Genomic DNA, 23,502 nt, shown 5'->3' with positions numbered 1-23,502 from the left:
TTGGGTTCCGCCGGAGGGCCTGGCTGGGGGCTGGGGCGGCATTGTAAGCGAGCCGGGGTTTTCGATCACTCCCGCGTCGATACTCCCCCCTTTCGCCCTGCGGAACTTCACACGACTGGCCTTGATGACGGGGCCGACGATGCCGATCAACCTTCTGAAGCGCCCTCAGGTTCTCGGGAGAAGCCTGCCGGCTTGCCCCCGGCAGGTTGTGAGGACCGCCTCGGAATCGGCCTCTGCCTGAACGTCGCCGCGCGCCTCGGCTGCCCGCCAGAACTGGCTGTGCTGAGGTCGGACGTCAGCAGCCTGTACATCACGATCAGCGGAGCGAAGAAATCAATCGCCGTCTCGCGGGCGATCCGTTTGAAGTTCAGTTTGATGCTCATTGGGGGCTCCTCAATGTCTGCCAGAACGAACGACCCACGTAGACCCCCAGCAGAAACAGGTCCACGGCGAAGAGCGCCTCCGACGCCCAGATGAATCCCGTGCCGACGAACGACGTCACGCCGATCCAAGGAAGGAGTTGGTGGCCAATCAGGTCGAACACGACCGCCACGATCGCGACCAGGCTGAAGTAGCCCGTGACGTAGAACAGGTGGACGACGGAGTCCTTGAACGACTCCCAATGTGTCTTCGGGCCGATCACCACGTGGCTACTCCTCACGAAGCCACCATCCTAGGAGCGGCCCCGCACGCCCGACACGACCTAGTCTTGTAGACGCGAAGCCGATTCCACTTCCTCCGGTAGGCCACAAGCGGTTTCGAGTCAGCCTGGGGCGATGCGCCCCGTCGTGCACTCCCGCGTCGATACTCCCCCCTTTCGCCCTGCGGAACTTCACACGACTGGCCCTGATGACCGCGCAGACCGTGCCGACCGATCCCTCCTCGACCTCCCCGCCCTCCCCTCGCGCGGAGCTGCTCACGCTCGTCGGTCAACGCGCCTCCGTCGAGATCGCCGCCCTGGTCATCCCGCCCGTCGTGCTGCTCAGCGTCCCCGGCGGTGCCAGCGCCACCGGCGCCTGGGCCTGGTCCGTTGCCTACTGGCTGGCCTCGGTCGGCGTCGTCCTCGCCCGGCGGCGCTTCCGGCGCGATGTCGCCTCGCTCGCCGCCGCGGACTTCGAGACCCGATGGGCGCGCCCGCTCGAGCACACCGCCCTCGCCTTCGGCCTGCTCTGGGGCTCGCTCGCCGGCGTCGCCGCCAGCATCGGCCACTTCGAATACAGCCTCTTTCTCTACCTCGTGCTCGCCGGCACCACCGCCTCCACCGTCGCCTTCGCCGCGGCGGACCTGCCAGTCTTCGCCCGATTCCTCGCGCCCGCGTGGGGCCTCGCCGCGCTGGCCATCCCGATGGCCTTCCCCGAGCACTGGATGACCGTGCTCCCGTTGTGCCTGCTCTATCCCTGGCTGGTCTGGCGCCACGCACGCACCGCCCACGGCTTCCTGCGGCAGCAGGCGCTGCTCACCCGCCAGAGCGACGCGCTCGCGCTCGCCCACCAGGAAGCGCGCGACGCCGCGGCCGCCGCGTCGCGCGAGAAGAGCCTGTTCCTGGCCACCGCCTCGCATGACCTGCGCCAGCCGCTGTACGCGCTGACGCTGACCGCGCAGGCCGCTGTCTCGCGCAACCGCGACGAGGCGCTGCGTCCGCTGCTGGTGGACATCTCGCAGGCAGCCGGCCACGTCAACGACCTGCTCAACGCGCTGCTGGACGTGTCCGCGCTGGACAGCCGCAGCGCCGAGCTCGCGCTGCAACCGCTGGCGCTCTCGCCGCTGCTGTCGGAACTGCATGAGCGCTTCCAGCCCGAGGCCCAGGCCCGCGGGCTGGACTGGCGCATCCGAGGTCCGGAAGTCCCCGCGTGGGTCGTCGCCGAGCCGATCCTGCTGCGCCGCGCGCTGTCCAACCTGCTGCACAACGCGCTGCGCTACACGCCCGCGGGCGGCGTGCTGCTGGCCGTGCGCCAGCGCGGCACGCATTGGGCCGTCGAGGTCTGGGACACCGGCGTCGGCGTGGCCGCCGCGCAGCGCGAGGCGCTCTTCGCGAGCTTCCATCGGGGCGACGGCGCCGCGCGCGTCACCGGCGACGGCCAGGGCCTGGGGCTCTCGGTCGTGCGCGACTGCGTGCGCCGCATGCAGGGCCGCATCGAGTGGCAGTCGACGCCGGGACGCGGCTCCTGCTTCCGCATCACGCTGCCGGCCGCGTCGCTGCCGTCGCCGTCGTCGCTGCCCTCGCGGGACACGGCCGAGCACGCCTTCGACGCGCTGGGTGGCCGCGTGCTGGTGATCGACGACGACCTCGGCGTGACGCGCGGCCTGCGTCATCTGCTGGCGCAATGGGAGATCGACTGCCGCGTCGCCGCCGATGCGTCGCAGGCCCACGCGGCACTGGCCGAAGGCTTCTCGCCGGACATCGTCATGAGCGACCTGCGCCTGGGCCAGGCGCCGATGAACAGGGACGATGACGGCGGATATGCGCTGCTGCAGGCGCTGCTGGCCCGGCGTCCGCAGGCGCGCGGCCTGGTCGTCACCGGCGAGTTCGACCTGCCCGAGCTGCACCGCGCGGAGGCCGACGGCACGCTGGTGCTGCGCAAGCCGGTGCGACCCGACGAGCTCCATGCGGTGCTGCGGTCGATGCTGGCGGCGCGCTGACGCGCTGAAGCGCTGAGGCCTACTCGCAGACCATCACCGGTTTCGTCCGTCCGCCATGCGTGGCGGACATCGTCGACTGCGCCTCCTTGCGATGGATGAGCGCTCGCCGGGTCGTCCCATCGGGCAGGCGTTCCCATTTCAGGCACAGCGTCGGGTCCAGGCCCATGGCGATCTTTTCCTCGAAGGTCGGACGCGGCGAGTTGCTGCGCGGATCGTTGACCGCCGGATTCGCCAGCGAGCCCTGCATCACCGCGCGACCCGGCGTCAACGCCAGCCCCGGCGGGCCCGAGGCGGCATACCCCGGCCCCGCCGCCGCGCCGTCCAGGCCCACGCGCGAGCTGCCCGGCGCCGTCGAGGCGCTCCCGCTGGCCGTAGCCGTCGCGGGTGGCGCGTTGTCCGTCTCCGTCGGCAAGGGCAACGGCGGGACGACGATGGCCGAGATCGCGGGGATGGCCGGCGCAGGCGGCACCGCGGCTTGATTCGCGCGATCGGATCGATCGGATCGAGGCGCCGCGGCGGATGCGTCCTCGCGGCGCTTGGGCTTGTCGGGAATCAGCCGGATCGAGACTGATCGCGGCGGCTCATTGCCGCGCGGCGAGACCAGCTTCATCTGCCAGGCGATCAACACCAGCGCGACGTGCGCGCCGATCACCGCTGACGCGGCGACCGCGTGGCGGCGCGGACGACCGGCGGAGGGACGGATGAAGGGCTTCAAGGGCGCGGCTCGGTCGGGCGTCGGTCGGGTGCGCCGATTCTGCACAGCGGCCGCCGGCGCCGGCGGCTCGCCAAGGTGAGGTTGGGTAAAGATCCGCGCACCGCGCCGACATACGCGGACACCCGGCGCGTTCGGCCACGGACACCCGACACGGCATGCGCGTTGCCCCTCCCGGTCACAAGGAGAGCAACGCCATGCACCTCGAAGGCTCGTGCCACTGCGGCCGCATCCGCTTCTCGGTCGACTCGACCGAGCCCTATCCCTTCCTGCGCTGCTACTGCTCGATCTGCCGCAAGACGGCGGGCACGGGCGGCTACGCGATCAACCTCGGCGCGGACCACCGCACGTTCAAGCTGCTCAAGGGCAAGCGCGACCTGCGCGTCTACCGTGCCGTCATCGACGGCAAGGAAAGCTCAGGCCAACGCCATTTCTGCGCCCATTGCGGCACGGCGCTGTGGATGTATGACGATCAATGGCCCGACCTGATCCACCCGCATGCGAGCGCGATCGACACCCCGCTGCCCACCCCGCCCGAGAACGTGCATGGACTGCTGGATTCGAAAGCGCCGTGGGTGGAAGTCGAGGGCCGGCCCGGCGACCCGCGTTTCGCGCATTTCCCGGACGAATCGCTCGCCGACTGGCATCGCCGGCTCGGCCTGTGATCCCCGCGGCCGAGGCACATCGACATGAATCGGCGCGCATTCGATCACGCGCCGCTACGGCACGAGACCGCGGCGGGCTTGTGGCGCGCCGGGGCCGCTGACTAGCATCGACCCATGGCCGACACCCGCCCCGCTCCCCTGCTGGACACGCCCTCGCTGACGCTCGGCGCGACGCCCGCTCCCCGGCCCTTCGACTGGGCCGTGCGGCGGCCCGTGCTGGCCGCGCTGGCGTTGATCGGCGTGATCGTGCTGCTGGCGCTGTGGACCGCGCCCGAGTGGTCCTGAGGACCCCCGCTCACTTCTTGGGCGGCTGCGGCGGGAAGCCGGGCATCCCCGGCACGCCAGGGAAGATGTTCCCCGCGTTCTGGAACTGCTCCTGCATCTGCAGGAACAGATTCTTGGACTGCTCCAGGTAGTTGCCCATCAGGCCCTGCATCATCGGCGCCTGACCGCTCATGAACTGCGACCAGAGCTGCGGATCGAAGCCGCCGCTCTTGCTCTGCTCGGCGAAGCGCGTCTGCATCTCGCCGAAAGCCTGCAGGTTCTTCTCGAGGTAGGCCCCCATCAGCCCCTGCATCGCGTGGCCGTAGAAGCGGATGATCTGCGCCAGCAGCGGCGTGGAGAACATCGGCATGCCGCCCATCTCCTCCTCCAGGATGATCTGCAGCAGGATGGAGCGGGTGAGTTCCTCCCCCGACTTGGCGTCGCGCACCTCGAAGTGGTCCCCCTCCAGCACCATCTTCTTGACGTCCGCCAAGGTGATGTAGCTGCTGGTCTGGGTGTCGTAGAGCCGCCGGTTGGGGTACTTCTTCAGAACCCGCGGCCCCTTGGGTTGCGCGGGATCCTCGCTGCCGGTTGCGGTCTTGCCGCGTCGGGCCGTCGCCATGCTGTCTCCTCTGAGGGTCTTCAACCCATTCTAGGAGGGGCCCGGCAAGCGGCCCGCCGGGTGCTTTCCCTTGCTGTGCGGGAGGCGGATGCGATCAATCCAGGGCGATCAATCCGGCTTGACGTTCCCGTCCTTGATCACCTTGGCCCACTTGGCCTGCTCGGCCTTCTGGAACTCGGCGAACTGCGCCGGCGTGTTGGGCGTGTACTCCAGCCCCAGCGACTCCATCTTGGCCTTGACCTCGGGCAGCGCGACGATCTTCTGGACCTCGGCATTGAGCTTGGCCACGATCGCCGGCGACGTGCCCGCGGGCATGTACAACGCCTGCCAGCTCGACACGTCGAAGCCCGGCACGCCGGCCTCGGCCAGCGTGGGCACGTCAGGCAGCTGCGCGCTGCGCTTGGCCGACGTCACCGCCAGCGCCCGCACCTTGCCGCCCTTGATCTGGGGCAGCGCCACGGTGACGGTCTCGAAGCTCATCGGCACCTGGCCGCCCATGACGTCCTGGATCGCCGGCGCGCTGCCCTTGTAGGGGACATGCGTCAGGTCCGCCCCCGTCATCAGGCGGAAGACCTCGCCCGACAGGTGTTGCGAGGTCCCCTGTCCGGCGGAGGCGAAGGTGATGTCGCCCGGCTTGGCCTTGGCCGCCGCGATGATGTCCTTGACCGACTTGGCCTGCGAGCCCGGGCCGACCAGCAGCACGTTGGAGATCTTGCCCAGCAGGATGACCGGCGCGAAGTCGCGGTCGGCCTTGTACGGCATCTTCGCCAGCAGCGACGGGTTGATCGCATGCGTGGCGATGGTGCCCAGCAGCATCGTGTAGCCGTCCGGCGCGGCCTTGGCCACGCTGTCCGCGCCCAGCACGCCGCCGGCGCCGGCCTTGTTGTCCACGACGATGGTCTGCTTGAGCGAGACCTGCAGCCGCGCCGCGATCTCACGCGCCAGCACGTCGGACGTGCCGCCCGGGGCGAAGGGCACGATCAGCTTGACCGGCTGCGCCGGCCAGTTCGCCGCGTCGGCGGCCGTGGCCGCCTGCGCCGCGCCCGCCATCGTCAGCGCCGTCGCGCCGACGGTCATCGCGGCCGCTGCCACGGCCATGAGCCGCACACGGCTCCGCTTCACCAACTTCATCTCGCTTGTCTCCATCCATGACGGCACGCAGCCCGGCCGACCTCGGCGCGGTACCGATACCATCTTCTTGATGACGACGATGGTATCGGTACCATCTGACGCGTCAAGATCGCGTGGATGAGGGATTTCACCGGGGTGAACGCCCGACCCCACGCGGGCACCGCGGCGGGATCAGTGGCGGACGGGGGGAGCCGGAGCGGTCAGGCGCTGGCGCGCTGGACCAGTTCGAAGCCGATGTCGATGGCGCGGCGCTCGACGGGCCCGTCGGCGCGGTCGAGGATGAAACGAGCGGCCTGGCGGCCGATCGCGAAGCCGTCGATGCGCACCGTGGTCAGCGCGGGTTCCAAGTCGCGCGCCAGGGCCAGATCGCCGAAGCCGACGATGGCCAGGTCCTGCGGCACGCGCAGCCCGCGGGCCTGGGCCTCGATCAGCACGCCAAGCGCCAGCGAGTCCGAACTGCAGAACACCGCGTCGATGCCGTCCGGGTGCGCCAGCAGCTCGGCCAAGCCGCGCCGGCCGCTGCCCAGCGTCGTGGGCGTGGCGACGGTGGCCACCGGCACATCGGGCACGCCGAGGTCGCGGGCCTGGTCCTGGAAGGCGCGGAAGCGGCGCATCGCGCGCTCGTCCCCGCCGGCCACGCCGGCCAGGCGCCGGTAGCCGCGTTCATGCAGGAAGCTCGCGACCTTGCGGCCCACCTCCACGTGCGAGAACCCCACCAGCATGTCGATCGGGTCGTCGCTCTGGTCCCAGGTCTCCACGACGGGCAGCCCGGCCGCGCGCAGCCGCCTGCGGGCCTGCTCGGAGTGGCTGGTGCCGGTGAGCACCAGACCGTCGGGCCGGCGGCCGATCATGGCGTCCAGCCAGGCGTCCTCGCGGGCGTTGTCGTAGCCGGTCTGGCCGAGCAGCACCTGATAACCCGCCTCGAACAGCGCCTCGGTGAGGCTCTGGACGGTGTCCAGGAACACCGGACCGGCGATGGTGGGCACGGCGACGCCGACCATGCGGCTCTTCATCGAGGACAGGGCCCCTGCCAGCAGGTTGGGGACATAGCCCGTCTTGCGGACCGCCTCGACCACCCGTTCCCGCACTTCGGGGGACACCTGGGAGGGGGTGTTGATCGCCCGGGAGGCGGTGATCGGCGCCACGCCGGCGAGTTGCGCGACATCGCGCAGCGTGACGGCGCCGCTGCCCTTGCGGCGGCGGGGACGGGGGAAGGTCTCGGTCTCGGCCATATGGGCGAGGATCATAGGGGCGCCGTCCCCTCGGACGAGGGTCCGTTCAGAAGTACTTCACCCAGGCGCGGTGCGTGCGCCGCTTGTAGGCCGCGAAGGCCTTCACCGGCGGGTACAGCAGCGGAATCAGCCCGAGCCAGATGAGCCAGATCAGCGGGAACCAGCCCGCGTCGACGCCGAAACGCGCGCCCTGGTTGGCCCCGAACACCGCGAGCAGCACGCGGTAGCCGATCAGCAGCACGTACAGGTGGAGCAGGTAGTAGAAGAGCGGCGCGCCGCCGAAGACCGCGCACACGCGGGCCACGGCGCGCATGACGGCGCCCCGCCCCCGCTCGAGCACGGCCAGCAGCAGCAGGCCCAGGCTGAGCGTCAGCAGCAGGAAGTCCAGCGACGGCGGGTACTTCGTGAAGTTGAGGACCGACATCGCCGTCTCCAGCGTCGACGCGCCCTGTCGCCACGGGGCGTTCTCGCCGTAGAGATTGAAGCCGCGCAGCAGCGCCAGCGCGAGCAGGCCGCCCACGCCGATCGCGAGCAGCACGCGGCCGCGCAAGGCCGAGGCCACGCCGCGCGCGAACACCGGCCCCATCGCGAAGCCCAGCAGGATCACGCCGACCCAGGGCAGCGCCGGGTAGCTGAGGCGCACGGCCACGGGTCCGTCCGCGATCAGCAAGCCGCGCTGCATCAGCAGCGTCCAGACCACGTGCAGCGGGCCGTCAGGCGGCACCGCCGGCCCCACGATGGTTCCGAACGCGTTGTGCCCAGCGACGATGGCCGCGCCGATCGCGGCAAGCATCCAGCGTGGCCAGCGCGACATCCCCGCCAGCGCCAGCATGCTGAAGCCGATCGCCCACATCACCTGCAGGTAGATCACGTCGAAGGACGCGCTCCAGGCGAAGTTCACCAGCGTCAGCTCCAGCCCGATCAGCAGCAGGCCCCGCTTGAGCAGGAAGGCGCGGGCGTCGCGCGGCGGCGCGCCGTCGGGGTTCGCGTAGAGCCAGGCCGACAGGCCGGTCAGGAACACGAACACCGGCGCGCAGAGGTGGGCCGCCAGCCGCGAGAAGAAGACCTCCGGCGGCGTGCCCGGCACCGCCATGGGGTCGCTCACCTGCAGGTGCAGGTAGAAGGTCTCGCGCACATGGTCGAGCAGCATCACGACCATCACCAGGCCGCGCAAGGCATCGATGGAGGCGATACGGGTCGACGTGGAGGTCGAGGTCGAGGTGGATGTCGATAGGGAGATCGAGTTCATCGTCGCGTCCCCTCAAAAGCCGTAGCGGGCGGACAGGACCGCGCTGCGTCCCGCGCCGGGCGCGACCCAGACCTGGCTGTACGCGCTGGCGTAGGTGCGCCGGTCCAGCACGTTGTCGAGGTCCAGCGAGAACGTCCAGCGCCGGTCCGGCCGATAGCTGGCCAGCAGCTTCAGCGTCGCGTGACCGGGCAGGCGGAAGTCGTCGGCCGCGCTGAGCGGCGCCACCGCGCCCTCGCGCCGCGAGACCGCGTTGAGGCCGATACCCGCGGTGGCCTGCCCCGCGCCGAGCGCGAACGCCCGCACGAGCAGCAGGTTCGCGCTGTGCCGCGGTACGTTGGCGAGCTGGCGTCCCACCAGGAACACGTTGTGATCGCGCGTGACCTGCGCGTCGGTGAAGGCGTAGGCGAAGGACACGCGCAGGCCGGGCGACAGCTCGCCGCCGACGTCCAGCTCCACGCCCTGGCTGCGCACCTCGCCGGCCGCGACGGAGAAGTTGTTGGGATCGGCCGGATCGGGCGTCAGCACGTTGTTCTTGGCGATCCGGAACACGGCCAGCGTCGCGGAAATCCGGCCGTCGGCGGCGTCGTACTTGGCGCCGACCTCGGCCGAGCGCCCCTGCTCCGCCGGGAAGGGCGTGAAGTCGCGGCGCACGCCGCTGTTGGGGCGGAAGCTGCGCGCGAGGCTGGTGTACAGCGAGACCGTCCGGCCCGGCTGGTAGACCAGGCCCGCTCGCGGCGACGTCGCGCCCAGCGTCTGCGCCGTGGTCACGCCGTTGCGCCGGTTGAGCAGCGACTGCTCGTAGCGGTCGTGGCGCACGCCCAGCAGCAGCTTCCAGCGCTCGCCGACGTCGATCTGATCCTGCGCGTACAGCGCGCGGGCGCGCTGCGTCTCGCGGGTCCAGGTGTTCAGCGACATCGCCGGCGGGACGGCGCCGTAGACCGGGTCGAAGAGATCGATCGGCGTCGAGGTGGCCACGCGGTACTGCTCGCGCTGGTCGACGAAGCGATAGGCATCGGCGCCGACGAGCAGGTGATGCGCGAGTCCCGCCGCGCGCACCGTGCCCAGCAGCTCCAGGCGTCCCGACAGGTCCTGCCCGTCGAAGGCGCGCGTGCGGCGCTGGCGCGTCAGCGTGCGCTGGTCCGCCTGGAGGAAGCGAGCCTCGGTGGCGACACCGTCGAGCGCGCTGTCGCGCCGGCTCAGCCCGCCCTGCACCGACCAGTCCTCGCCGAACTGGCGCTGGACGAAGAGCTGGTGACCGGTGCTGCGCACCGTCGTCGGTCCGTCGCCCGGTTCGCCGTAGAACGCGTGGCGCGGTACCTGGCCAAGCCGGCCGCCGATGGCGACGACGCCCCGGTCGAAGGTGGCAGCCTGGCGGACGACTTCCAGCTCATAGGACACGGTGGTGTCCGCGTCCGGCATCCACAGCACCGACGGCGAGAGCAGCGAGCGCCGCGAGTGGACATGGTCCCGCTCGCTGTCGGCGCGCTCCGAGGCCGCGGTCAGGCGGTAGGCCCAGCGCTCGCCGAGCGGACCGGTGAGGTCCGCGGTGGCGCGCACGCGGCCGTGGCTGCCGATCGAGGTCGAGACCGCGGCCTCGGGCACGAACAGCGGCTTGCGCGTCGTGAGGTTGACCGTGCCACCCGGCTCGCCGCGTCCGTACAGCGCCGATGCCGGCCCCTTGAGCACCTCGACCGAGGCGGCATTGGCGGTGTCGCGCTGGCCGTTGTAGCCGCGGCTCGAGCTGAAGCCGTTCACCAGGAAGTCCGAGCCGAAGCTCGGGTCGCCGGTGAAGCCGCGCACCGCGTAGCTGTCCCAGAGCCCGCCCAGGTTGCTCTGGCGGGAGAGCCCGCTGGCCAGGTCCAGCGCCTGGTCGAGCCGCGTGACGCCCGCATCGGCGAGCAAGGCGTCGGAGAGCACCCGCACGCTCTGGGCGAGATCGCGGGCCGGGGTGTCGGTCTTCATCGCGCCGGTGACGACGAGCGTGCGATAGGGCTGGCGCGCCCCGTGGACCTCGACGGCGTCGAGCCGGCGGTCCGGAGTGGCCTCCGGGGTGGAGGACGGGGTGGAGGATGGGGTGGATGCAGCGGGATCAGGTGCGGGGAGCGCTTGCGCGCGGGGGCTCGAGACGGCCAGCGCGAGCAGCGACATCAGGGAAGCGGACAGGACGGACGAGCGTGCGCCGCCGGCACGCGAGACAGGAGATGGAGACATGACTGGACATGGGAAGCCGCAGGCGCGCGACATCCGTCGGCGCGGCCTGGGCGGGTGGAACCGGAAGCGCTGAGCGCGCGAGTGGCGCGAGATCAGCGCTGAGAGCGCGCCATCGGAGTTGAAGGCGCGCGGTCGGGTTCAGGCGGACGGCGGTCCGCGAGGCTGGGCGACGGTCCAGTCGCGTGAGGCCAGGCGCGTCCCGGGCAGCGCCGCCGGGGGCGGGCTCGCCTCGGCATGGCCCAGCAGCGCCGCGGGCGCGTGGCCGACGGCCGCGGTCTGTCCATGGAACAGGCACCAGGCGCAGGCGTCGGCCTTGGCGCCGCCGCCCTCCTCGTCGGAGACATCGCCCTGATCCGCCGCGGCCAGGCTCATGTCTCCCTCGGTCGAGACATCGGTCGCGACATTGATGGCGGCATCGACCGCCATCTCGGCGGCCGCGCTGACGACCTCCCCGCCCGGATGCGCGATGTGCCAGGCGTCATGCAGCGGCCGGCCCAGCAGGCAGCACACCAGCGTGAGCAGGAGCAGCCAGGGCAGACCGGGCGTGCGCGACCGCGGCATCGAGCCAGGACGCGAACGCGGACGAGGACGGGGGCGGGATCGCAAGCGGGTGCGGATGTCGAGGACGAGGCGGGCATTCTGCCCGAGGGGAATGGGACGTCCGGGCGGGTTCCGCCCGGCGGGCGGCTGGAGGGGGAGACCGACAGCTGTCGGCAAGTTCCCTACAGGCCCCTGCCCGAGCTGCCCGACCCGCGCCGACGCCATCGGCTTCTATTGAAGACCCCGGCCAGAAACGAAGATTTGTCCATCACGAAGCAGGGGGTCACCATGAACACGTTCTCGAAGCAAGCCGTCAAGTTCAAGCGCATCGCACTGGGTCTGGGCCTGGCCCTGACCGCCACGGTGGGCGCCAATGCCACCACCGCGCAGAACACCTTCCAGGTGACCGCGACGATCACCAGCTCGTGCACCGTCTCGGGCTCGGCGCTGAACTTCGGCAGCGCGATCGATCCGCTGGCCGCCGGTGTGCCGCTGGACGCGACTTCCGCCCTCACGGTGACCTGCTCCAACACCACGCCCTACGCCGTGTCGCTGAACGCCGGCACGAACGCGGGCGGCGCCTCCAACTTCACGGCCCGCACGATGAAGAGCGGCGCCAACACGCTGGGTTATCAGCTCTACCTGGACTCGGGCCGCACGACCGTCTTCGGCGACGGCACCTCGAGCTCCAGCACCAAGAGCGGCACCGGCACCGGCTCCTCCCAGACGGTCAACGTCTACGGCCGCGTGCCGTCGCTGTCGGGCGTGGTCCCGGGCACCTACACAGACACCGTGACCGTCACGATCACGTATTGATCGGCGCGCGGCGCGTCACGGCGCCCTTGCGACGCTTCTTCTCTTCGTAGGACCGGTCGTCCGCGGTTTCCAGCAGTTGCTCGAAGGTGGCTGGACCGCTCCCGACCGCGTAGCCGATCGAGGCCCCGACCACGACGACGCTGCCGTCGTCGATGGCGATGGGTTCGCTGATGGCCTGCAGCAGCCGCTGCCGGATCTGATCCAGGCGTCCGGACTCGAGGGCGCCGGGGAACAGCAGCACGAACTCGTCACCGCCGACACGCGCCGGGAGGTCCGCGTCGCGGCAGATCGCGCGCACGCGCCGGCCGACGGTGCGCAGCACCTCGTCGCCGGCGGCATGGCCGAAGCGGTCGTTGACCGGCTTGAAGTCGTCGAGGTCGAAGACCATCACGGTCATCGGGCGGCCGATGAACTCGCGCGCGCGGCGCTCCAGCGAGCGGCGATTGGCCAGGCCGGTCAGCAGGTCGGTGTCGGCGGTGGTGGCGAGCTGCGCCATGTCGCGATCGCCGGCGCGCACCAGGCGGCTGGCGTAGGTCATGGTCCAGGCCATGAAGCCGATGAACAGCACCGCCAGCGCGATCGCCGAGCGCTTGACCGCCAGCAGCTCGCGCGCCTGCTCGTCGCGGCGTTGCGTGAGCAGCCGGCGTTCGTCGTGTTCCATGGTGTCGAGCAACTGGCGCAGACGCCGGGCGGCGTCGTTGCCGACGCGCGCGTCGAGCTCGCGCCGCGCGGCCGAGGCGCCCTCGCGCTCGGCCACCGTCGCCACGTCCTGGTACCAGCTCGCGATGGCGTAGGTCTCGGCGGCGATGTCGACGGCGAGCCTCGCCTGACGGTCGTTGTCGCGGACGAGGGTCTGGAGGTCATCGACGATCCGGCGCGAATCGCTGGCCGAGGCGCGCAACCGCTGGAGCGCTTCGGACTGCGGCGCCAGCGCGTAGTTGCGCACCGCCACGCCGCCGCGCAGCAGGTTGGTGCGCAGCTGGTTGAGCTGGTCGAGGACTTCCTGCGTGTGGGCGACCCAGTCGTTGGCCTCGCCGTAGCGGCGGGCGCTGTCCACGAGCACGGCCGCGGCCGCGATCACCAGCACCAGGGCCGCGGCCTGCGTCAGCAACAGCACGCGCGCGATGCGGCGGAGGATGGGATGGGAGACGGTGGACACGGCGGGAGCGGGAGGACCGGGGAGCGTCGAGGAAGATCAGGAAATCGGGGCGGGCGCATCCTACCGTCAAGGCCGATCCGGCGTTGGCCGGAAGTGGCTGGCTTTTTCAGGCTCGCGCCGTGGGTCGCCCTGCCGCCGCTTCGTCACGCGCTATCGTTCAGTCCTTGCTGCCTGCCATTGACCTCTCCGCACCGGAGATTCACCCCTGAGAAGACATGCCGGATTCGCTGTTGATGCTGCTCCCCCTGCTCCTGTACGTCGCACCGATCGTGGTGGGGCTGAGCGTGCGCCGTCCGGCCGGATGGGGCGTGGCCTATCAGGCCGCGTTGCTGCTGCCGCTGGTCAACCTCGTGGTCGTGGTGATGGCCCTCGCCCTGCGCGAGAAGCAGCGCCGCTGACGGGCGCGGTTCCAGAAACAAGAAGCCCCGAGCAGTCTCACGACTGATCGGGGCTGGTTCCTGGTAGGCGCGATTGGATTCGAACCAACGACCCCCACCATGTCAAGGTGGTGCTCTAACCAACTGAGCTACGCGCCTGAAATACTCGGCCAACGGTGGTCAATCCACTGGTCCGTAAAACGAATCGCCCGTGTCACCGGGCGATCTCGTCGAGGTGTCCCGAAGGACTTGCCTACCAATTCTGGTAGGCGCGATTGGATTCGAACCAACGACCCCCACCATGTCAAGGTGGTGCTCTAACCAACTGAGCTACGCGCCTGAAGAGCCTCGCAGTATATGCCGGATTTTTGACTCCGTCCAGGAACGCACAAGAAAAAGATCGGCAACCGCCCGCCTCGTCCACTCCTCACGCCCGCCACCGAACCGAACGGCCTCAACGTCCTCCGCGCCCTCGACGATCCGACGCCCTCAGCGCCGCCGCGCGCTGCGCACGCCGTTCACCTGCGACAACGCGACCAGCGTGCCCTGCAGGCGCTGCGCGTCGCTGACCTCCACCGTGAAGTTCATCCGCGAAAGATCACTGCGCGCCGGCTTGCCCTTGCCGCTCTGCTGGTTCACCGAGATCACGTGCAGCTTGTCCTTTGCGAACAGCTCCAGCACGTCGCGCAACAGCCCCGGCCGGTCCGTCGCCTCGACGACCAGGTCCACCGGATACAGCGCGCCCTTGCCGGCACGGTCCGGCGCGGGTTCGCCCCAGGCCACCGCGATCACGCGTTCCGGCGCGGCCTGCGCCATCTGCCGCAGGTTCGCGCAATCCACCCGGTGGATCGCCACGCCCTTGCCGCGCGTCACGTAGCCGGTGATCAGATCGGGCGGCGCGGGCCGGCAGCAGCGCGCCAGGCTGGTCAGCAGCGAATCCACGCCCACCACCAGCACGCCGCCCTTGGGCGTGCGCCCTTCCCCGACCGCGCCCTTCGTGTGCTTCTGGACGAGCAGCTCTTCCTCGTCCGCCTCCGGCACCGGCGGACGCAGCAGCGTCTCGATGTTGCGCAGCGAGTATTCGTCCTTGCCGACGACCTCGAACAGCGCGTCCGCGCTCTTGAAACCGAGCCGCCCGGCGAGATCGTCCAGCTTGATCGCCGTCTTGCCTTCGCGCTGCAGCAGCTTCTCGACGAGCTCGCGGCCCTTGGCGATCGTGTGGGTCTGCACCTGCGCGTTGAAGAACGCGCGGACCTTCGCCTTGCTGCGCTGGCTCTGCAGATAGCCGAGCTCCGGATTCAGCCAGTCCAGCGACGGACCGCCCTCCTTCAGCGCGACGATCTCCACCGTCTGTCCGCTCTGCAGCGGCGTGTTCAGCGGCACCATCTGGCCGTCGACTTTCGCGCCGCGGCAGCGATGACCCAGGTCCGTGTGCACCGCGTACGCGAAGTCCACCGCCGTCGCGCCCGCGCAGAGCTCCACCACGGTCGCCTGCGGCGTGAAGACATAGATGCGGTCGTCGAAGCTGGGGCCGCTCTCGGCGACGTAATCGCGCTCCCACGCCAGCAGCTGGCGCAGCACCGCCTTGCGCGCCTGCGCGACCTGTTCCTCGAACTCGCCCGCAGCGCTCACGCCCGCGTAGCCCTTGGTGCCCGCCTCCTTGTAGGCCCAGTGCGCGGCCACGCCGTGCTCGGCGTGCTCGTGCATGGCGCGAGTGCGGATCTGGACCTCCATCGGCCGGCCATCCGCGGCGATCACCACCGTGTGCAGCGACTGGTAGCCGTTGGCCTTGGGCCGCGCGATGTAGTCGTCGAACTCGCCGTCCACCGGCCGATAGAGCTCATGCAGCCGCGCCAGCACCGCGTAGCAGTCCGCCACCTCGGGCACCACCACGCGCAGCGCGCGCAGGTCGAAGACACGTTCCAGCGTCAGCCCCTTGCCGCGCATCTTCTTGGCGATGCTGTACAGGTGCTTGGGCCGGCCCTGCACCTGCGCGTCGATGCCCAGCGCCTGCAGCTCGCGCTCCAGTGCCGCGCGCACCGACTCCACCGACTGCTCGCGCTCGACGCGCTTCTCGTGCAGGCCCTTGGCGAGCTGGTGGTACTGCTCCGGCTCCAAAAAGCGGAAGGCCAGGTCCTCCAGTTCCCACTTGATCTGCCAGATGCCCAGCCGGTTGGCCAGCGGTGCGAACACCTGCAGCGATTCCGCCGCGAGCTCGCGCGGGCATGGCGTCTTCGTCGCCGCGTACCAGCGCAGCGACTGCAGCCGCGAGGCCAGACGCAGCAGCACCACGCGCAGGTCGCGCGAGAACGCCAGCAGCATCTTGCGCACGAGCTCGGTCTGCTCCTGGCGGCGCTGCTCCTCGACGCGGGCCTCGCGCGCGGCGCGCTGGATCTGCACCAGCCGCCGCGTGTGCGCGACCAGGCTCGCGTCGCTTTCGCCGAAGGCCTTGGCGACGATCTCCTCGGGCTTGTTCAGGTAGTCGCCGGCATAGACCAGGTAGGACGCCGCCTGCATCGAGGGCGCCGCGCCCACGCCGGCGAGGATGGCCGCCACGCCGTCGGCGTGGTGCAGCGCGGGCTCGCCGGTGTCGAGCAGGTGATCGGCCAGCAGCGGCTCCGCGAACGCGCGCGCCCGGCGCACCGGGTCCAGCGCTTCCTCGGCGCGCGGCGGCGCCGCCGGCAGCCGGTGAGGCAAGTCCCCGTCCAGCAGGGCCACGATGGGCGCCGCCTGATCCTGCCGCAGCCCCAGTTCCGTCTTCATTCGTCGTTCATCCGTGTCCGCGCGGCCTGCGCCGCCGGGACGTCATCCGCGGTCGAGGAATCGCTCCACCACCTGGATCTGTTCTTCTTGCACCAGCGTCGGCGCGTGGCCGACTCCTGGGAACTCGTGCAGCTCGGCGCGCGGGCCGCGCTGCGTCATCTGCTCGGCGGTCGCCCGGGTGAGCAGGTCCGACTCGCCGCCGCGCAGCAGCAGCGTCGGACAGCGCACCGCGTCGTACGCCGCCCAAAGCTGCGCCTCACCGGCCTTGGCCAGCTCCGGCGTCAGACCGGCCAGGCCCTGGCCGATGCGCGGGTCGTAATGCAGCCGGCAGCGGTCGCCGTCAGGCTTGAACATCGCGCGCGACAGCGCCAGCCACTGCTGGTCCGTGTGCGGCCCGAAGCCCTGCGAGATGCCGCGCAGGTAATCCGCGCCCTGCTGGCAGTTCTCGAACTGCGGCGCCCGGCCCAGGTAGCTCGCGATGCGCTGCAGCGCGACGAACTCGATCGTCGGGCCCACGTCGTTGAGGATCAGCCGCTTGATCGGGCTGGACGGCATCGCCGCCAGCGCCAGGCCGATCAGCCCGCCCATCGACGTGCCCAGCCAGTCCACCTGCGCCGCGCCGACGCGGCCCAGCAGCGTGACCATGTCGGAGACGTACTGCGGCAGCTGGTAGTTGCGAGGATCGCCCAGCCATTCGGACTCCCCCCGGCCCACCACGTCCGGGCAGATGACCCGGAAGCGGTTGCTCAGGCGCTGCGCGATCACGTCGAAGTCGCGGCCCTGCCGCGACAGCCCGTGCACGCAGACCAGCACCCGCGGGTTGTCGGACTGCCCCCACTCCCAATACGCGACCCGGTGAAGGCCACAGGGGCTCAGCGCCTGGACTTTTTTCAACAAGGGTTCAGACATCGCTCGTATCCTTTGCACCCATCCTAACAACCCTGAAGAGGACGCGGCATGTTGAAAGGCAAGACGGCCCTGGTCACCGGCTCCACGAGCGGCATCGGATTGGGGATTGCCCTGACCCTCGCCAAGGAAGGCGCCAACATCGTGCTCAACGGTTTCGGCGACCACGAGGGGCCCAAGGCGCAGGTCGAGGCGCTGGGCGTGAAGGTCGGTTACCACGGCGCGGACATGAGCAAGCCCGCCGAGATCGAGGCCATGATGGCCTACATCGATCAGGACTTCGGCGGCTGCGACATCCTCGTGAACAACGCCGGCATCCAGCACGTGGCCAATGTCGACGAGTTCCCGCCCGAGAAGTGGGATGCGATCCTGGCGATCAACCTGAGCTCGGCGTTCCACACAATGCGCCTGGCGCTGCCCGGCATGAAGAAGAAGCAGTGGGGACGCATCGTCAACATCGCCTCGACGCACGGGCTGGTGGCCTCGGCAGGCAAGTCGGCCTACGTGGCCGCCAAGCACGGGCTGGTGGGTCTGACCAAGGCCGCGGCGCTGGAAACCGCCACGCTGCCCGTCACCGTGAACGCGATCTGCCCGGGCTGGGTGCTCACGCCGCTGGTGCAGAAGCAGATCGACGCGCGCAGCGAGAAGGAAAAGCTCGACCCCGCCGAGGCCAAGCGCCAGCTGCTCGCCGAGAAGCAGCCCTCGCTGCAGTTCACCACGCCCGAGGAGCTGGGCGCGCTGACGGTGTTCCTGTGCTCGGACGCGGCGGTCAACGTGCGCGGCCAGGCCTGGGCGATGGACGGCGGCTGGACGGCCCAGTAAGGGATCTCACCCAGGCCCCCGTCCAATGAACAACGCCCGACATCGTCGGGCGTTGCTTCATGGGGAGTCGACGTCGATCAGCGCGTCATCACGACGTTGCCGTTGACATTGACCGTGACGGTGGCCTTGCCCGATTCCACCGGCAGCGCCTCATCGGCGCTGGCCGCCATGGTCTTGAAGCGCGCCATCGGCGCGGCCATCACCGGCATGGGCTGGTCGGCGTTCACGCTGACCTCGCCGACGCGGTAGCCGGAATACCCGAACTGCTGCGCGTAGATCGAGGCCTTGGCCTTGTAGCTGGCGATCGCCTGCGAGACGACCTCGCCCTCGGCCTTCTCGCGGGCCTCGCGCGACAGCCCGTAGCTGACGTTGGCGATGGCCAGCGACTGGATCCGGCCGCTCAACTTGGAGATGGCCTCCATGTCGCGGCCCTGCACCAGCAGCTCCACGCTGCCCTGCCAGCCGGTGATCTGTGGCTGGCCGTTCGCGCCCGGCTTGGTCTGGCCGTAACGCGGATAGACGGACAGATTGCCCGCCTGCAGGTCGACCTGCCCCGGCTTGGCCACCTTGCGGGCCTCGGCCAGCGCGGCGTCCAGCGCCTGCTTGAGCTCGTTCTGCACCGCCGTCGCGTCCTTGCCCTCGCGGGTGGTGGAGAAGCGCAGCTGCAGCAGGTCGCGGGTCACCTCGGTCGTGGCCGACGCGCTCAGCGACAGCACGTCGGTGCGGGCGGCCTGGGCCTGGGCCATCGCGGGCGTCGCGGCAATGGCGGCCACCGCGACCACCGCGGTCGCGCCAGCGGCGCTCAGGGTGCGGGACAGCGTCTTGGAGCTTTTGATCATTCGGGTTCCTACGGAGAGTCCTCGGGGGAGCCAGCATAACGGGTGAGGAAACCGTCACGGTTGACGCCTTGCGAACGACTTTTGTAGGTCATTGGTTGGCCTCTTGTGGGGACTCTCCCACCCCTGTTACAAAAGATGTAACCATCCAGTAAGGACTGCTGCATCCCGCAAACAAGCCGAAAAACAGCGCTTACAGTCCCGCTGTTACAAATTCCGGAGTGGCCGCCATGCAAAGCACAACCCGCCCTAACCGCATCCTGGTCGTGGACGACGATGCCCGCATCCGCGACCTGCTGCGCCGCTATCTGGCGCAGGAAGGCTTCGAGGTCCTGCTGGCCGAGGACAGCAAGGCCTTGAACAAGCAGCTGACGCGCGAGACAGTGGACCTGATCGTCCTGGACCTGATGCTGCCGGGCGAGGACGGCCTGTCGATCTGCCGCCGGCTGCGCGCCGCGGGCGACAGCACGCCGATCATCATGCTGACCGCCAAGGTCGAGGAAGTGGACCGCATCGTCGGGCTGGAGGTCGGCGCCGACGACTACCTCGCGAAGCCGTTCAATCCGCGCGAGCTGCTGGCCCGCATCAACGCGGTGCTGCGCCGCCGTCCGCCGCCAGAGGCGCCGGGCGCGCCGTCCAAGGAACCGATGACGGTCCAGTTCGGCCCGTTCGAGTTCGATCTGGCGCTGCGCCGCCTGGCCAAGAACGGCGACCCGGTGCCGCTGACCACGGGCGAGTTCTCGATGCTCAAGGCGCTGGTGCGGCATCCGCGTCAGCCGCTGTCGCGCGACAAGCTCGCGATGCTGGCGCGCGGCCGCGAGTTCGAACCGTTCGATCGCAGCCTGGACGTGCAGGTCTCGCGCCTGCGCAAGCTGCTGGAAGAGGATCCGGCGCAGCCGCGCTTCATCCAGACCGTCTGGGGCGTGGGCTACGTGTTCGTGCCGGACGAGGCGGCCTGAGCGTCCCTGGCCGCCCTGGCTGCCTTCATCGCCCGCGCGGCGCGCATCGCGCCGTGCGAGCATGTCCGGGCATCGGCGACGGTGCCCGGTCGTCCGCTGTTGATGGATCCCGATGCCTGTGACCACTCCCCGCCTGGCGCTCAACCTGTTCTGGCGCACCTTCGCGTTGCTGGCGCTGCTGCTGGCCGCGGGCGTGCTGGCCTGGCAGCAGACCTTCAAGGCCCTGGAGGCCGAACCCAAGGCGCTGGAGGCCGCGCAGCAGCTCGCCGGGCTGGTGAACCTGTCGCGCGTGGCGCTGTCCAGCACCGACGCGATCAACCGCGTGGCGGTGGTCAAGTCGCTGGCGCGCAGCGAGGCGGTGTCGGTCGAGGTGGCCGAGGCCACCGATCGCTGGCTGCCCTACGAGAACTCGCCCTTCGCGCAGCGGCTGCGCAAGGAGCTCGTGTCGCGGCTCGGGCCGCAGACGGTGCTGGCCAGCGGCCTGAACGGTGTGCCGGGGCTGTGGGTGCGCTTCGACGTCGGCCCGGACCAGTTCTGGCTCCAGACCAATCCCGCGCCGCTGCAGGCCAATTTCTCCAGCAACTGGTGGTGGATCGCGATCGCGCTGGGCGCGTCGCTGCTGGGCGCCGCTGCGATCGCGCGGCTGATCAACCAGCCGCTGCGCGAGCTGTCCATCGCCGCGAGCCGCATCCGCGAGGGCGAGTACGACTCGCGCCTGGACGAAAGCACGCTCACGAGCGAGATCCGCGAGGTCAACATGGGCTTCAACCGGATGGCGCGCGAGCTCGCCAAGATGGAAGAGGACCGAAGCGTGATGCTGGCGGGCATCTCGCATGACCTGCGCACGCCGCTGGCGCGGCTGCGGCTGGAAGCGGAGATGAGCGTCAACGACGAGCAGGCGCGGACCTACATCGCGCAGGACATCGACCAGCTCGACGCGATCATCAACAAGTTCATGGACTACGCGCGTCCGAGCGAGCTGCAGCTGCAGGCGCTCAACCTGCGCGAGCTGGTGGAGCGCGAGGCGCAGGGCTTCCGCGATCCGCAGCAGATCGTGATCAGCGTGCGGCTGTCCGCGGCGTTGCGCATCTGGACCGACCCGACGGAGCTGGGGCGGATCCTGCTGAACCTGTTCGAGAACGCGCGCCGGTACGGCCATCATGGCGACGAGCCCGCGCGCGTGGACGTCACCGCCGAGGCCGACAGCGCCTGGGTGCTGCTGACGGTGCGCGACCACGGACCGGGCGTGCCGCCGGACAAGCTGTCCAAGCTGACGACGCCGTTCTACCGGGGCGACACCGCGCGCACGGCGGCGACGGGCGCGGGGCTGGGGCTGGCGATCGTGGAGAAATCGGTGCAGCGCCTGGGCGCGCACCTGCGCCTGTCCAACGCCGACGACAGCGGCTTCGTCGCGCAGCTGCGGCTCAAGCGCGCGAGCGTTTGAGCCAGTGCAGCCCCTCGCCCGCGGAGCGGGAGAGGGGTTGGGGTGAGGGCTCGTGGCAGGGCACGGAGGCCTTCCCAGAGCCCTCACCCCCCGCCCTCTCCCGCTTCGCGGGCGAGGGGGCCTAGGAGCCTTTCATCAAGTGTCGGCGCGCACCAGCAGGCAGACCGCCCGCGCCTCGATCGCTTTCAACTCGCCGACCGGCCCCAACTTCTCGGCCGTCTTGGCCTTGACGTTGACCTGCCCCGGATCGATGCCCAGCACCTCAGCCAAACGCTGACGCATGGCCGGGATATGCGGCGCCATCTTGGGCTGCTGCGCAATGATCGTCGTATCGACGTTGCCGATGACCCACCCCAGGTCCTTCACGCGGCGATAGGCCTCCTCGAGCAGCACCATCGAATCGGCGCCCTTGAACTCGGCGGCCGTGTCGGGGAACAGCTTGCCGATGTCGCCGAGCGCGGCCGCGCCCAGCAGCGCGTCGGTCAGCGCGTGCGCGAGCGCGTCCGCGTCCGAATGGCCCAGCAGGCCGTGGGTGTGCGGGATCGTGATGCCGCCCAGGATGAGCGGACGGCCGGTGACGAGCTGGTGCGTGTCCCAGCCCTCCCCGATGCGGAAGTTCAGATGCATGGCGCGTGGCGGTTCAATGCGGGAGCGGATTCGTCAGGATGATCGGCCCGTTGCGGGTGACGACCATCGTGTGCTCGAACTGGGCCGAGAGGTTGCCCTTGACGCCGGACAGCGTCCAGCCGTCGGCCTCCTCGTCGACCCAGCTGCTCTTGGTCGAGAGGAAGGGCTCGATCGTGATGACCATGCCCTCGGTCAGGATGCGGGTGTCGCTCGGGTCGTAGTAGCCGGGAATGGACTTGGGCTCCTCGTGCAGCGAGCGGCCCACGCCGTGGCTGCACAGGTTCTCGATGATCTTGAACTTGTGGGCCTTGGCCACGCGCTCGATCGCGTGACCGATGCGGTTGAGCCGCGCGCCGGTCTTCACTTCCTTCATCGCCTGCTCCAGCGCGTACTGCGCGGCGAAGACGAGCTGCGTCTTCGTGGGCGTGGTCGGCGGGACGATGCGCGTGCCGCCCGTGTCGCCGAAGTAGCCGTTCATCTCGGCCGACACGTCCACATTGACGATGTCGCCCTTCTTGATGACGCGGTCTCCGGGGATGCCGTGCGCGGCCTGCTCGTTGATGGAGATGCAGGTGGTGCCGGGGAAGTCGTACATCACGCGCGGCGCGGACTTCGCGCCGTACTCCTCGAGCCAGCGCGTGCCCATGTCGTCGAGCTCGCGCGTGGTCATGCCGGGCTGGATCGCGTCGAGCATGCGGCGCAGCACGGTGGCGACGACCTCGCCGACGGCCTTCAGGCCCTGCAGGTCTTCTTCGGTGTCGACAGTCATGCGCGGCTCCTCAACAGGCGTTCTGCCAACGCGAAGTCGGCGGGATAGGTGACCTTGAAATTCTCCATCGAGGCCTCGACCAGCCGGGGCGCATGCCCCAGGGCCTCGATGGCGCTGGCCTCGTCGGTGATGCCGTCCAGCGGCCCGGCCAGCGCCGGGGCCAGCAGGCCCAGGCGGAACATCTGCGGCGTCTGCGCGGCCCATTTGCCGCGGCGGTCCACGGTGGCGGCGACGCGAGGCACGCCGGCGCCATCGGCGATCACGGCGTCCTTGAGCGTGTCGGCGACCGGCAGCGCGAGCAGCCCGCCGACCTCGTCGTCCTCGCAGGCGTCGATCAGCGCGTCCACCCATTCGGGACGGAGCAGGCAGCGGGCGGCGTCATGCACCAGCACCCAGTCGTGGGGCTGGGCGCCGCGCTCGCGCAGCGCCTGCAGGCCCGCGGCGACGGTGTCCGCGCGCGTGGCGCCGCCGCTGCGCGCGACCCAGCCGCGCTCGCCGGCGAAACCGGGCACGGCGGACTCGAACTGGTCGTCCTCGGGCGACAGCACCACGAGCGTGGCCGCGACGCGCGGCACCGCGTCCAGCGCCGCCAGCGTGTGGGCGATCAGGGCGCGGCCGGCCAGCGTCACGTACTGCTTGGGGCGGTCGGCGCCGGAGCGGCTGCCGATGCCCGCGGCCGGCACCAGCGCGTAGCAGCGCGGGGTCAGGCCGATGGGAAAGGAACTCATGGGGCGCGATTGTAGGGAGGCATGAACTCC

24 protein-coding genes and 2 tRNA genes are annotated in these 23,502 nt (G+C 70.2%); 8 read left to right on the top strand and 18 right to left on the bottom strand.

Annotated elements, in window-relative coordinates:
- Positions 1 to 146: 146 nt before the first annotated feature.
- Together ACNI65_RS05685 and ACNI65_RS05680 are read right to left on the bottom strand one after the other, a co-directional pair.
- Positions 147 to 383, bottom strand: coding sequence for a hypothetical protein (locus ACNI65_RS05685; protein WP_416761708.1), 237 nt, complete (start codon positions 381 to 383; stop codon positions 147 to 149).
- Positions 380 to 646, bottom strand: coding sequence for a hypothetical protein (locus ACNI65_RS05680; protein WP_416761707.1), 267 nt, complete (start codon positions 644 to 646; stop codon positions 380 to 382). Before ACNI65_RS05680 ends, ACNI65_RS05685 begins: the two co-directional genes overlap by 4 nt.
- 203 nt (positions 647 to 849) lie before the next feature.
- On the opposite strand from ACNI65_RS05680, the gene ACNI65_RS05675 reads away from it, so the two are divergent.
- Positions 850 to 2,640 carry an ATP-binding protein gene (locus ACNI65_RS05675; RefSeq protein WP_416761706.1) on the top strand — a complete coding sequence of 597 codons (1,791 nt, stop codon included), beginning with the start codon at positions 850 to 852 and terminating at the stop codon, positions 2,638 to 2,640.
- A 19-nt stretch (positions 2,641 to 2,659) separates the two neighbouring features.
- Here ACNI65_RS05675 and ACNI65_RS05670 read toward each other — a convergent pair whose 3' ends face one another.
- The gene (locus ACNI65_RS05670) at positions 2,660 to 3,355 is read right to left on the bottom strand and encodes a hypothetical protein (protein ID WP_416761704.1); all 696 of its coding nucleotides are present in this window, start codon (positions 3,353 to 3,355) and stop codon (positions 2,660 to 2,662) included.
- 194 nt (positions 3,356 to 3,549) lie between these two features.
- Between ACNI65_RS05670 and ACNI65_RS05665 the strand changes: the two genes are divergently transcribed.
- Positions 3,550 to 4,017 (top strand): GFA family protein, encoded by a 468-nt coding sequence (locus ACNI65_RS05665; protein WP_416761702.1) that lies wholly within the window; start codon positions 3,550 to 3,552, stop codon positions 4,015 to 4,017.
- 114 nt (positions 4,018 to 4,131) lie between these two features.
- Positions 4,132 to 4,302 carry a hypothetical protein gene (locus ACNI65_RS05660; protein ID WP_416761701.1) on the top strand — a complete coding sequence of 57 codons (171 nt, stop codon included), beginning with the start codon at positions 4,132 to 4,134 and terminating at the stop codon, positions 4,300 to 4,302.
- Between the two features lie 10 nt (positions 4,303 to 4,312).
- On the opposite strand, the gene phaR is transcribed toward ACNI65_RS05660, so the two are convergent.
- From phaR to ACNI65_RS05630, 6 genes are all read right to left on the bottom strand, one after another.
- Positions 4,313 to 4,903 carry a polyhydroxyalkanoate synthesis repressor PhaR gene (phaR, locus tag ACNI65_RS05655; RefSeq protein ID WP_416761699.1) on the bottom strand — a complete coding sequence of 197 codons (591 nt, stop codon included), beginning with the start codon at positions 4,901 to 4,903 and terminating at the stop codon, positions 4,313 to 4,315.
- 108 nt (positions 4,904 to 5,011) lie between these two features.
- Positions 5,012 to 6,034: a tripartite tricarboxylate transporter substrate binding protein gene (locus tag ACNI65_RS05650; RefSeq protein ID WP_416761698.1), complete on the bottom strand. Its 1,023-nt coding sequence runs from the start codon at positions 6,032 to 6,034 to the stop codon at positions 5,012 to 5,014.
- A 200-nt stretch (positions 6,035 to 6,234) separates the two neighbouring features.
- Entirely contained in the window at positions 6,235 to 7,281 is a 1,047-nt protein-coding gene (locus ACNI65_RS05645; RefSeq protein WP_416761696.1) for a LacI family DNA-binding transcriptional regulator, read from the bottom strand.
- 31 nt (positions 7,282 to 7,312) lie between these two features.
- On the bottom strand, positions 7,313 to 8,515 hold the full coding sequence (locus ACNI65_RS05640) for a DUF1624 domain-containing protein (RefSeq protein WP_416761695.1): 1,203 nt from the start codon (positions 8,513 to 8,515) through the stop codon (positions 7,313 to 7,315).
- Positions 8,516 to 8,527: 12 nt separating this feature from the next.
- A complete protein-coding gene (locus tag ACNI65_RS05635) occupies positions 8,528 to 10,663 on the bottom strand; it encodes a TonB-dependent siderophore receptor (protein WP_416761693.1) in 2,136 nt (711 codons plus the stop codon).
- Between the two features lie 201 nt (positions 10,664 to 10,864).
- Positions 10,865 to 11,287, bottom strand: a complete 423-nt coding sequence (locus ACNI65_RS05630) for a DUF2946 family protein (RefSeq protein ID WP_416761692.1) — start codon at positions 11,285 to 11,287, stop codon at positions 10,865 to 10,867.
- A gap of 267 nt (positions 11,288 to 11,554) precedes the next feature.
- Between ACNI65_RS05630 and ACNI65_RS05625 the strand changes: the two genes are divergently transcribed.
- Positions 11,555 to 12,082 carry a spore coat U domain-containing protein gene (locus ACNI65_RS05625; RefSeq protein WP_416761691.1) on the top strand — a complete coding sequence of 176 codons (528 nt, stop codon included), beginning with the start codon at positions 11,555 to 11,557 and terminating at the stop codon, positions 12,080 to 12,082.
- Here the strand turns inward: ACNI65_RS05625 and ACNI65_RS05620 are convergent.
- Positions 12,072 to 13,241 (bottom strand): diguanylate cyclase, encoded by a 1,170-nt coding sequence (locus ACNI65_RS05620; protein ID WP_416761689.1) that lies wholly within the window; start codon positions 13,239 to 13,241, stop codon positions 12,072 to 12,074. The genes ACNI65_RS05625 and ACNI65_RS05620 overlap by 11 nt on opposite strands.
- A gap of 215 nt (positions 13,242 to 13,456) precedes the next feature.
- Here ACNI65_RS05620 and ACNI65_RS05615 point away from each other — a divergent pair, with 215 nt between their 5' ends.
- On the top strand, positions 13,457 to 13,639 hold the full coding sequence (locus ACNI65_RS05615) for a hypothetical protein (protein ID WP_416761688.1): 183 nt from the start codon (positions 13,457 to 13,459) through the stop codon (positions 13,637 to 13,639).
- Positions 13,640 to 13,700: 61 nt separating this feature from the next.
- Here the strand turns inward: ACNI65_RS05615 and ACNI65_RS05610 are convergent.
- The 4 genes from ACNI65_RS05610 to ACNI65_RS05595 form a co-directional block, all read right to left on the bottom strand.
- A tRNA-Val gene (locus ACNI65_RS05610) sits at positions 13,701 to 13,777 on the bottom strand.
- Between the two features lie 104 nt (positions 13,778 to 13,881).
- Positions 13,882 to 13,958 (bottom strand) — tRNA-Val (locus tag ACNI65_RS05605).
- A gap of 149 nt (positions 13,959 to 14,107) precedes the next feature.
- Positions 14,108 to 16,381 (bottom strand): RelA/SpoT family protein, encoded by a 2,274-nt coding sequence (locus ACNI65_RS05600; protein WP_416761686.1) that lies wholly within the window; start codon positions 16,379 to 16,381, stop codon positions 14,108 to 14,110.
- Between the two features lie 42 nt (positions 16,382 to 16,423).
- The gene (locus ACNI65_RS05595; RefSeq protein ID WP_416761685.1) at positions 16,424 to 17,290 is read right to left on the bottom strand and encodes an alpha/beta fold hydrolase; all 867 of its coding nucleotides are present in this window, start codon (positions 17,288 to 17,290) and stop codon (positions 16,424 to 16,426) included.
- Positions 17,291 to 17,338: 48 nt separating this feature from the next.
- On the opposite strand from ACNI65_RS05595, the gene ACNI65_RS05590 reads away from it, so the two are divergent.
- Positions 17,339 to 18,109: a 3-hydroxybutyrate dehydrogenase gene (locus ACNI65_RS05590; RefSeq protein ID WP_416761683.1), complete on the top strand. Its 771-nt coding sequence runs from the start codon at positions 17,339 to 17,341 to the stop codon at positions 18,107 to 18,109.
- Between the two features lie 77 nt (positions 18,110 to 18,186).
- Here the strand turns inward: ACNI65_RS05590 and ACNI65_RS05585 are convergent, their stop codons facing one another.
- A complete protein-coding gene (locus ACNI65_RS05585; RefSeq protein WP_416761681.1) occupies positions 18,187 to 18,948 on the bottom strand; it encodes an SIMPL domain-containing protein in 762 nt (253 codons plus the stop codon).
- Between the two features lie 227 nt (positions 18,949 to 19,175).
- Here ACNI65_RS05585 and ompR point away from each other — a divergent pair, with 227 nt between their 5' ends.
- Both ompR and ACNI65_RS05575 read left to right on the top strand, forming a co-directional pair.
- Positions 19,176 to 19,904: a two-component system response regulator OmpR gene (ompR, locus tag ACNI65_RS05580; protein WP_416761680.1), complete on the top strand. Its 729-nt coding sequence runs from the start codon at positions 19,176 to 19,178 to the stop codon at positions 19,902 to 19,904.
- Positions 19,905 to 20,016: 112 nt separating this feature from the next.
- Positions 20,017 to 21,348 (top strand): ATP-binding protein, encoded by a 1,332-nt coding sequence (locus ACNI65_RS05575; RefSeq protein WP_416761679.1) that lies wholly within the window; start codon positions 20,017 to 20,019, stop codon positions 21,346 to 21,348.
- Positions 21,349 to 21,483: 135 nt separating this feature from the next.
- On the opposite strand, the gene ispF is transcribed toward ACNI65_RS05575, so the two are convergent.
- The 3 genes from ispF to ispD are packed head-to-tail and all read right to left on the bottom strand — an operon-like array spanning position 21,484 to position 23,472.
- A complete protein-coding gene (ispF, locus tag ACNI65_RS05570; protein WP_416761678.1) occupies positions 21,484 to 21,975 on the bottom strand; it encodes a 2-C-methyl-D-erythritol 2,4-cyclodiphosphate synthase in 492 nt (163 codons plus the stop codon).
- 13 nt (positions 21,976 to 21,988) lie between these two features.
- Positions 21,989 to 22,744, bottom strand: a complete 756-nt coding sequence (gene map / locus ACNI65_RS05565; protein WP_416761676.1) for a type I methionyl aminopeptidase — start codon at positions 22,742 to 22,744, stop codon at positions 21,989 to 21,991.
- A complete protein-coding gene (gene ispD, locus ACNI65_RS05560) occupies positions 22,741 to 23,472 on the bottom strand; it encodes a 2-C-methyl-D-erythritol 4-phosphate cytidylyltransferase (RefSeq protein ID WP_416761674.1) in 732 nt (243 codons plus the stop codon). The genes map and ispD overlap by 4 nt, the downstream gene beginning before the upstream one ends.
- Positions 23,473 to 23,502: the final 30 nt, after the last annotated feature.

Source organism: Roseateles sp. So40a, from assembly GCF_048081605.1.
Taxonomy (GTDB): domain Bacteria; phylum Pseudomonadota; class Gammaproteobacteria; order Burkholderiales; family Burkholderiaceae_C; genus Roseateles.
Note: the sequence above shows the minus strand (reverse complement) of the source record. Positions and strands in the feature narration are given on the sequence as shown.

What these genes read in the sequence shown, in the direction of transcription:
- ACNI65_RS05685 (WP_416761708.1), bottom strand. Translation starts at nt 383, where the DNA reads ATGAGCATCAAACTGAACTTCAAACGGATCGCCCGCGAGACGGCGATT.
- ACNI65_RS05675 (WP_416761706.1), top strand. Translation starts at nt 850, where the DNA reads ATGACCGCGCAGACCGTGCCGACCGATCCCTCCTCGACCTCCCCGCCC.
- ACNI65_RS05665 (WP_416761702.1), top strand. Translation starts at nt 3,550, where the DNA reads ATGCACCTCGAAGGCTCGTGCCACTGCGGCCGCATCCGCTTCTCGGTC.
- ACNI65_RS05660 (WP_416761701.1), top strand. Translation starts at nt 4,132, where the DNA reads ATGGCCGACACCCGCCCCGCTCCCCTGCTGGACACGCCCTCGCTGACG.
- phaR (WP_416761699.1), bottom strand. Translation starts at nt 4,903, where the DNA reads ATGGCGACGGCCCGACGCGGCAAGACCGCAACCGGCAGCGAGGATCCC.
- ACNI65_RS05650 (WP_416761698.1), bottom strand. Translation starts at nt 6,034, where the DNA reads ATGAAGTTGGTGAAGCGGAGCCGTGTGCGGCTCATGGCCGTGGCAGCG.
- ACNI65_RS05645 (WP_416761696.1), bottom strand. Translation starts at nt 7,281, where the DNA reads ATGATCCTCGCCCATATGGCCGAGACCGAGACCTTCCCCCGTCCCCGC.
- ACNI65_RS05640 (WP_416761695.1), bottom strand. Translation starts at nt 8,515, where the DNA reads ATGAACTCGATCTCCCTATCGACATCCACCTCGACCTCGACCTCCACG.
- ACNI65_RS05635 (WP_416761693.1), bottom strand. Translation starts at nt 10,663, where the DNA reads ATGTCGCTGCTCGCGCTGGCCGTCTCGAGCCCCCGCGCGCAAGCGCTC.
- ACNI65_RS05630 (WP_416761692.1), bottom strand. Translation starts at nt 11,287, where the DNA reads ATGCCGCGGTCGCGCACGCCCGGTCTGCCCTGGCTGCTCCTGCTCACG.
- ACNI65_RS05625 (WP_416761691.1), top strand. Translation starts at nt 11,555, where the DNA reads ATGAACACGTTCTCGAAGCAAGCCGTCAAGTTCAAGCGCATCGCACTG.
- ACNI65_RS05615 (WP_416761688.1), top strand. Translation starts at nt 13,457, where the DNA reads ATGCCGGATTCGCTGTTGATGCTGCTCCCCCTGCTCCTGTACGTCGCA.
- ACNI65_RS05600 (WP_416761686.1), bottom strand. Translation starts at nt 16,381, where the DNA reads ATGAAGACGGAACTGGGGCTGCGGCAGGATCAGGCGGCGCCCATCGTG.
- ACNI65_RS05595 (WP_416761685.1), bottom strand. Translation starts at nt 17,290, where the DNA reads ATGTCTGAACCCTTGTTGAAAAAAGTCCAGGCGCTGAGCCCCTGTGGC.
- ACNI65_RS05590 (WP_416761683.1), top strand. Translation starts at nt 17,339, where the DNA reads ATGTTGAAAGGCAAGACGGCCCTGGTCACCGGCTCCACGAGCGGCATC.
- ACNI65_RS05585 (WP_416761681.1), bottom strand. Translation starts at nt 18,948, where the DNA reads ATGATCAAAAGCTCCAAGACGCTGTCCCGCACCCTGAGCGCCGCTGGC.
- ompR (WP_416761680.1), top strand. Translation starts at nt 19,176, where the DNA reads ATGCAAAGCACAACCCGCCCTAACCGCATCCTGGTCGTGGACGACGAT.
- ACNI65_RS05575 (WP_416761679.1), top strand. Translation starts at nt 20,017, where the DNA reads ATGCCTGTGACCACTCCCCGCCTGGCGCTCAACCTGTTCTGGCGCACC.
- ispF (WP_416761678.1), bottom strand. Translation starts at nt 21,975, where the DNA reads ATGCATCTGAACTTCCGCATCGGGGAGGGCTGGGACACGCACCAGCTC.
- map (WP_416761676.1), bottom strand. Translation starts at nt 22,744, where the DNA reads ATGACTGTCGACACCGAAGAAGACCTGCAGGGCCTGAAGGCCGTCGGC.
- ispD (WP_416761674.1), bottom strand. Translation starts at nt 23,472, where the DNA reads ATGAGTTCCTTTCCCATCGGCCTGACCCCGCGCTGCTACGCGCTGGTG.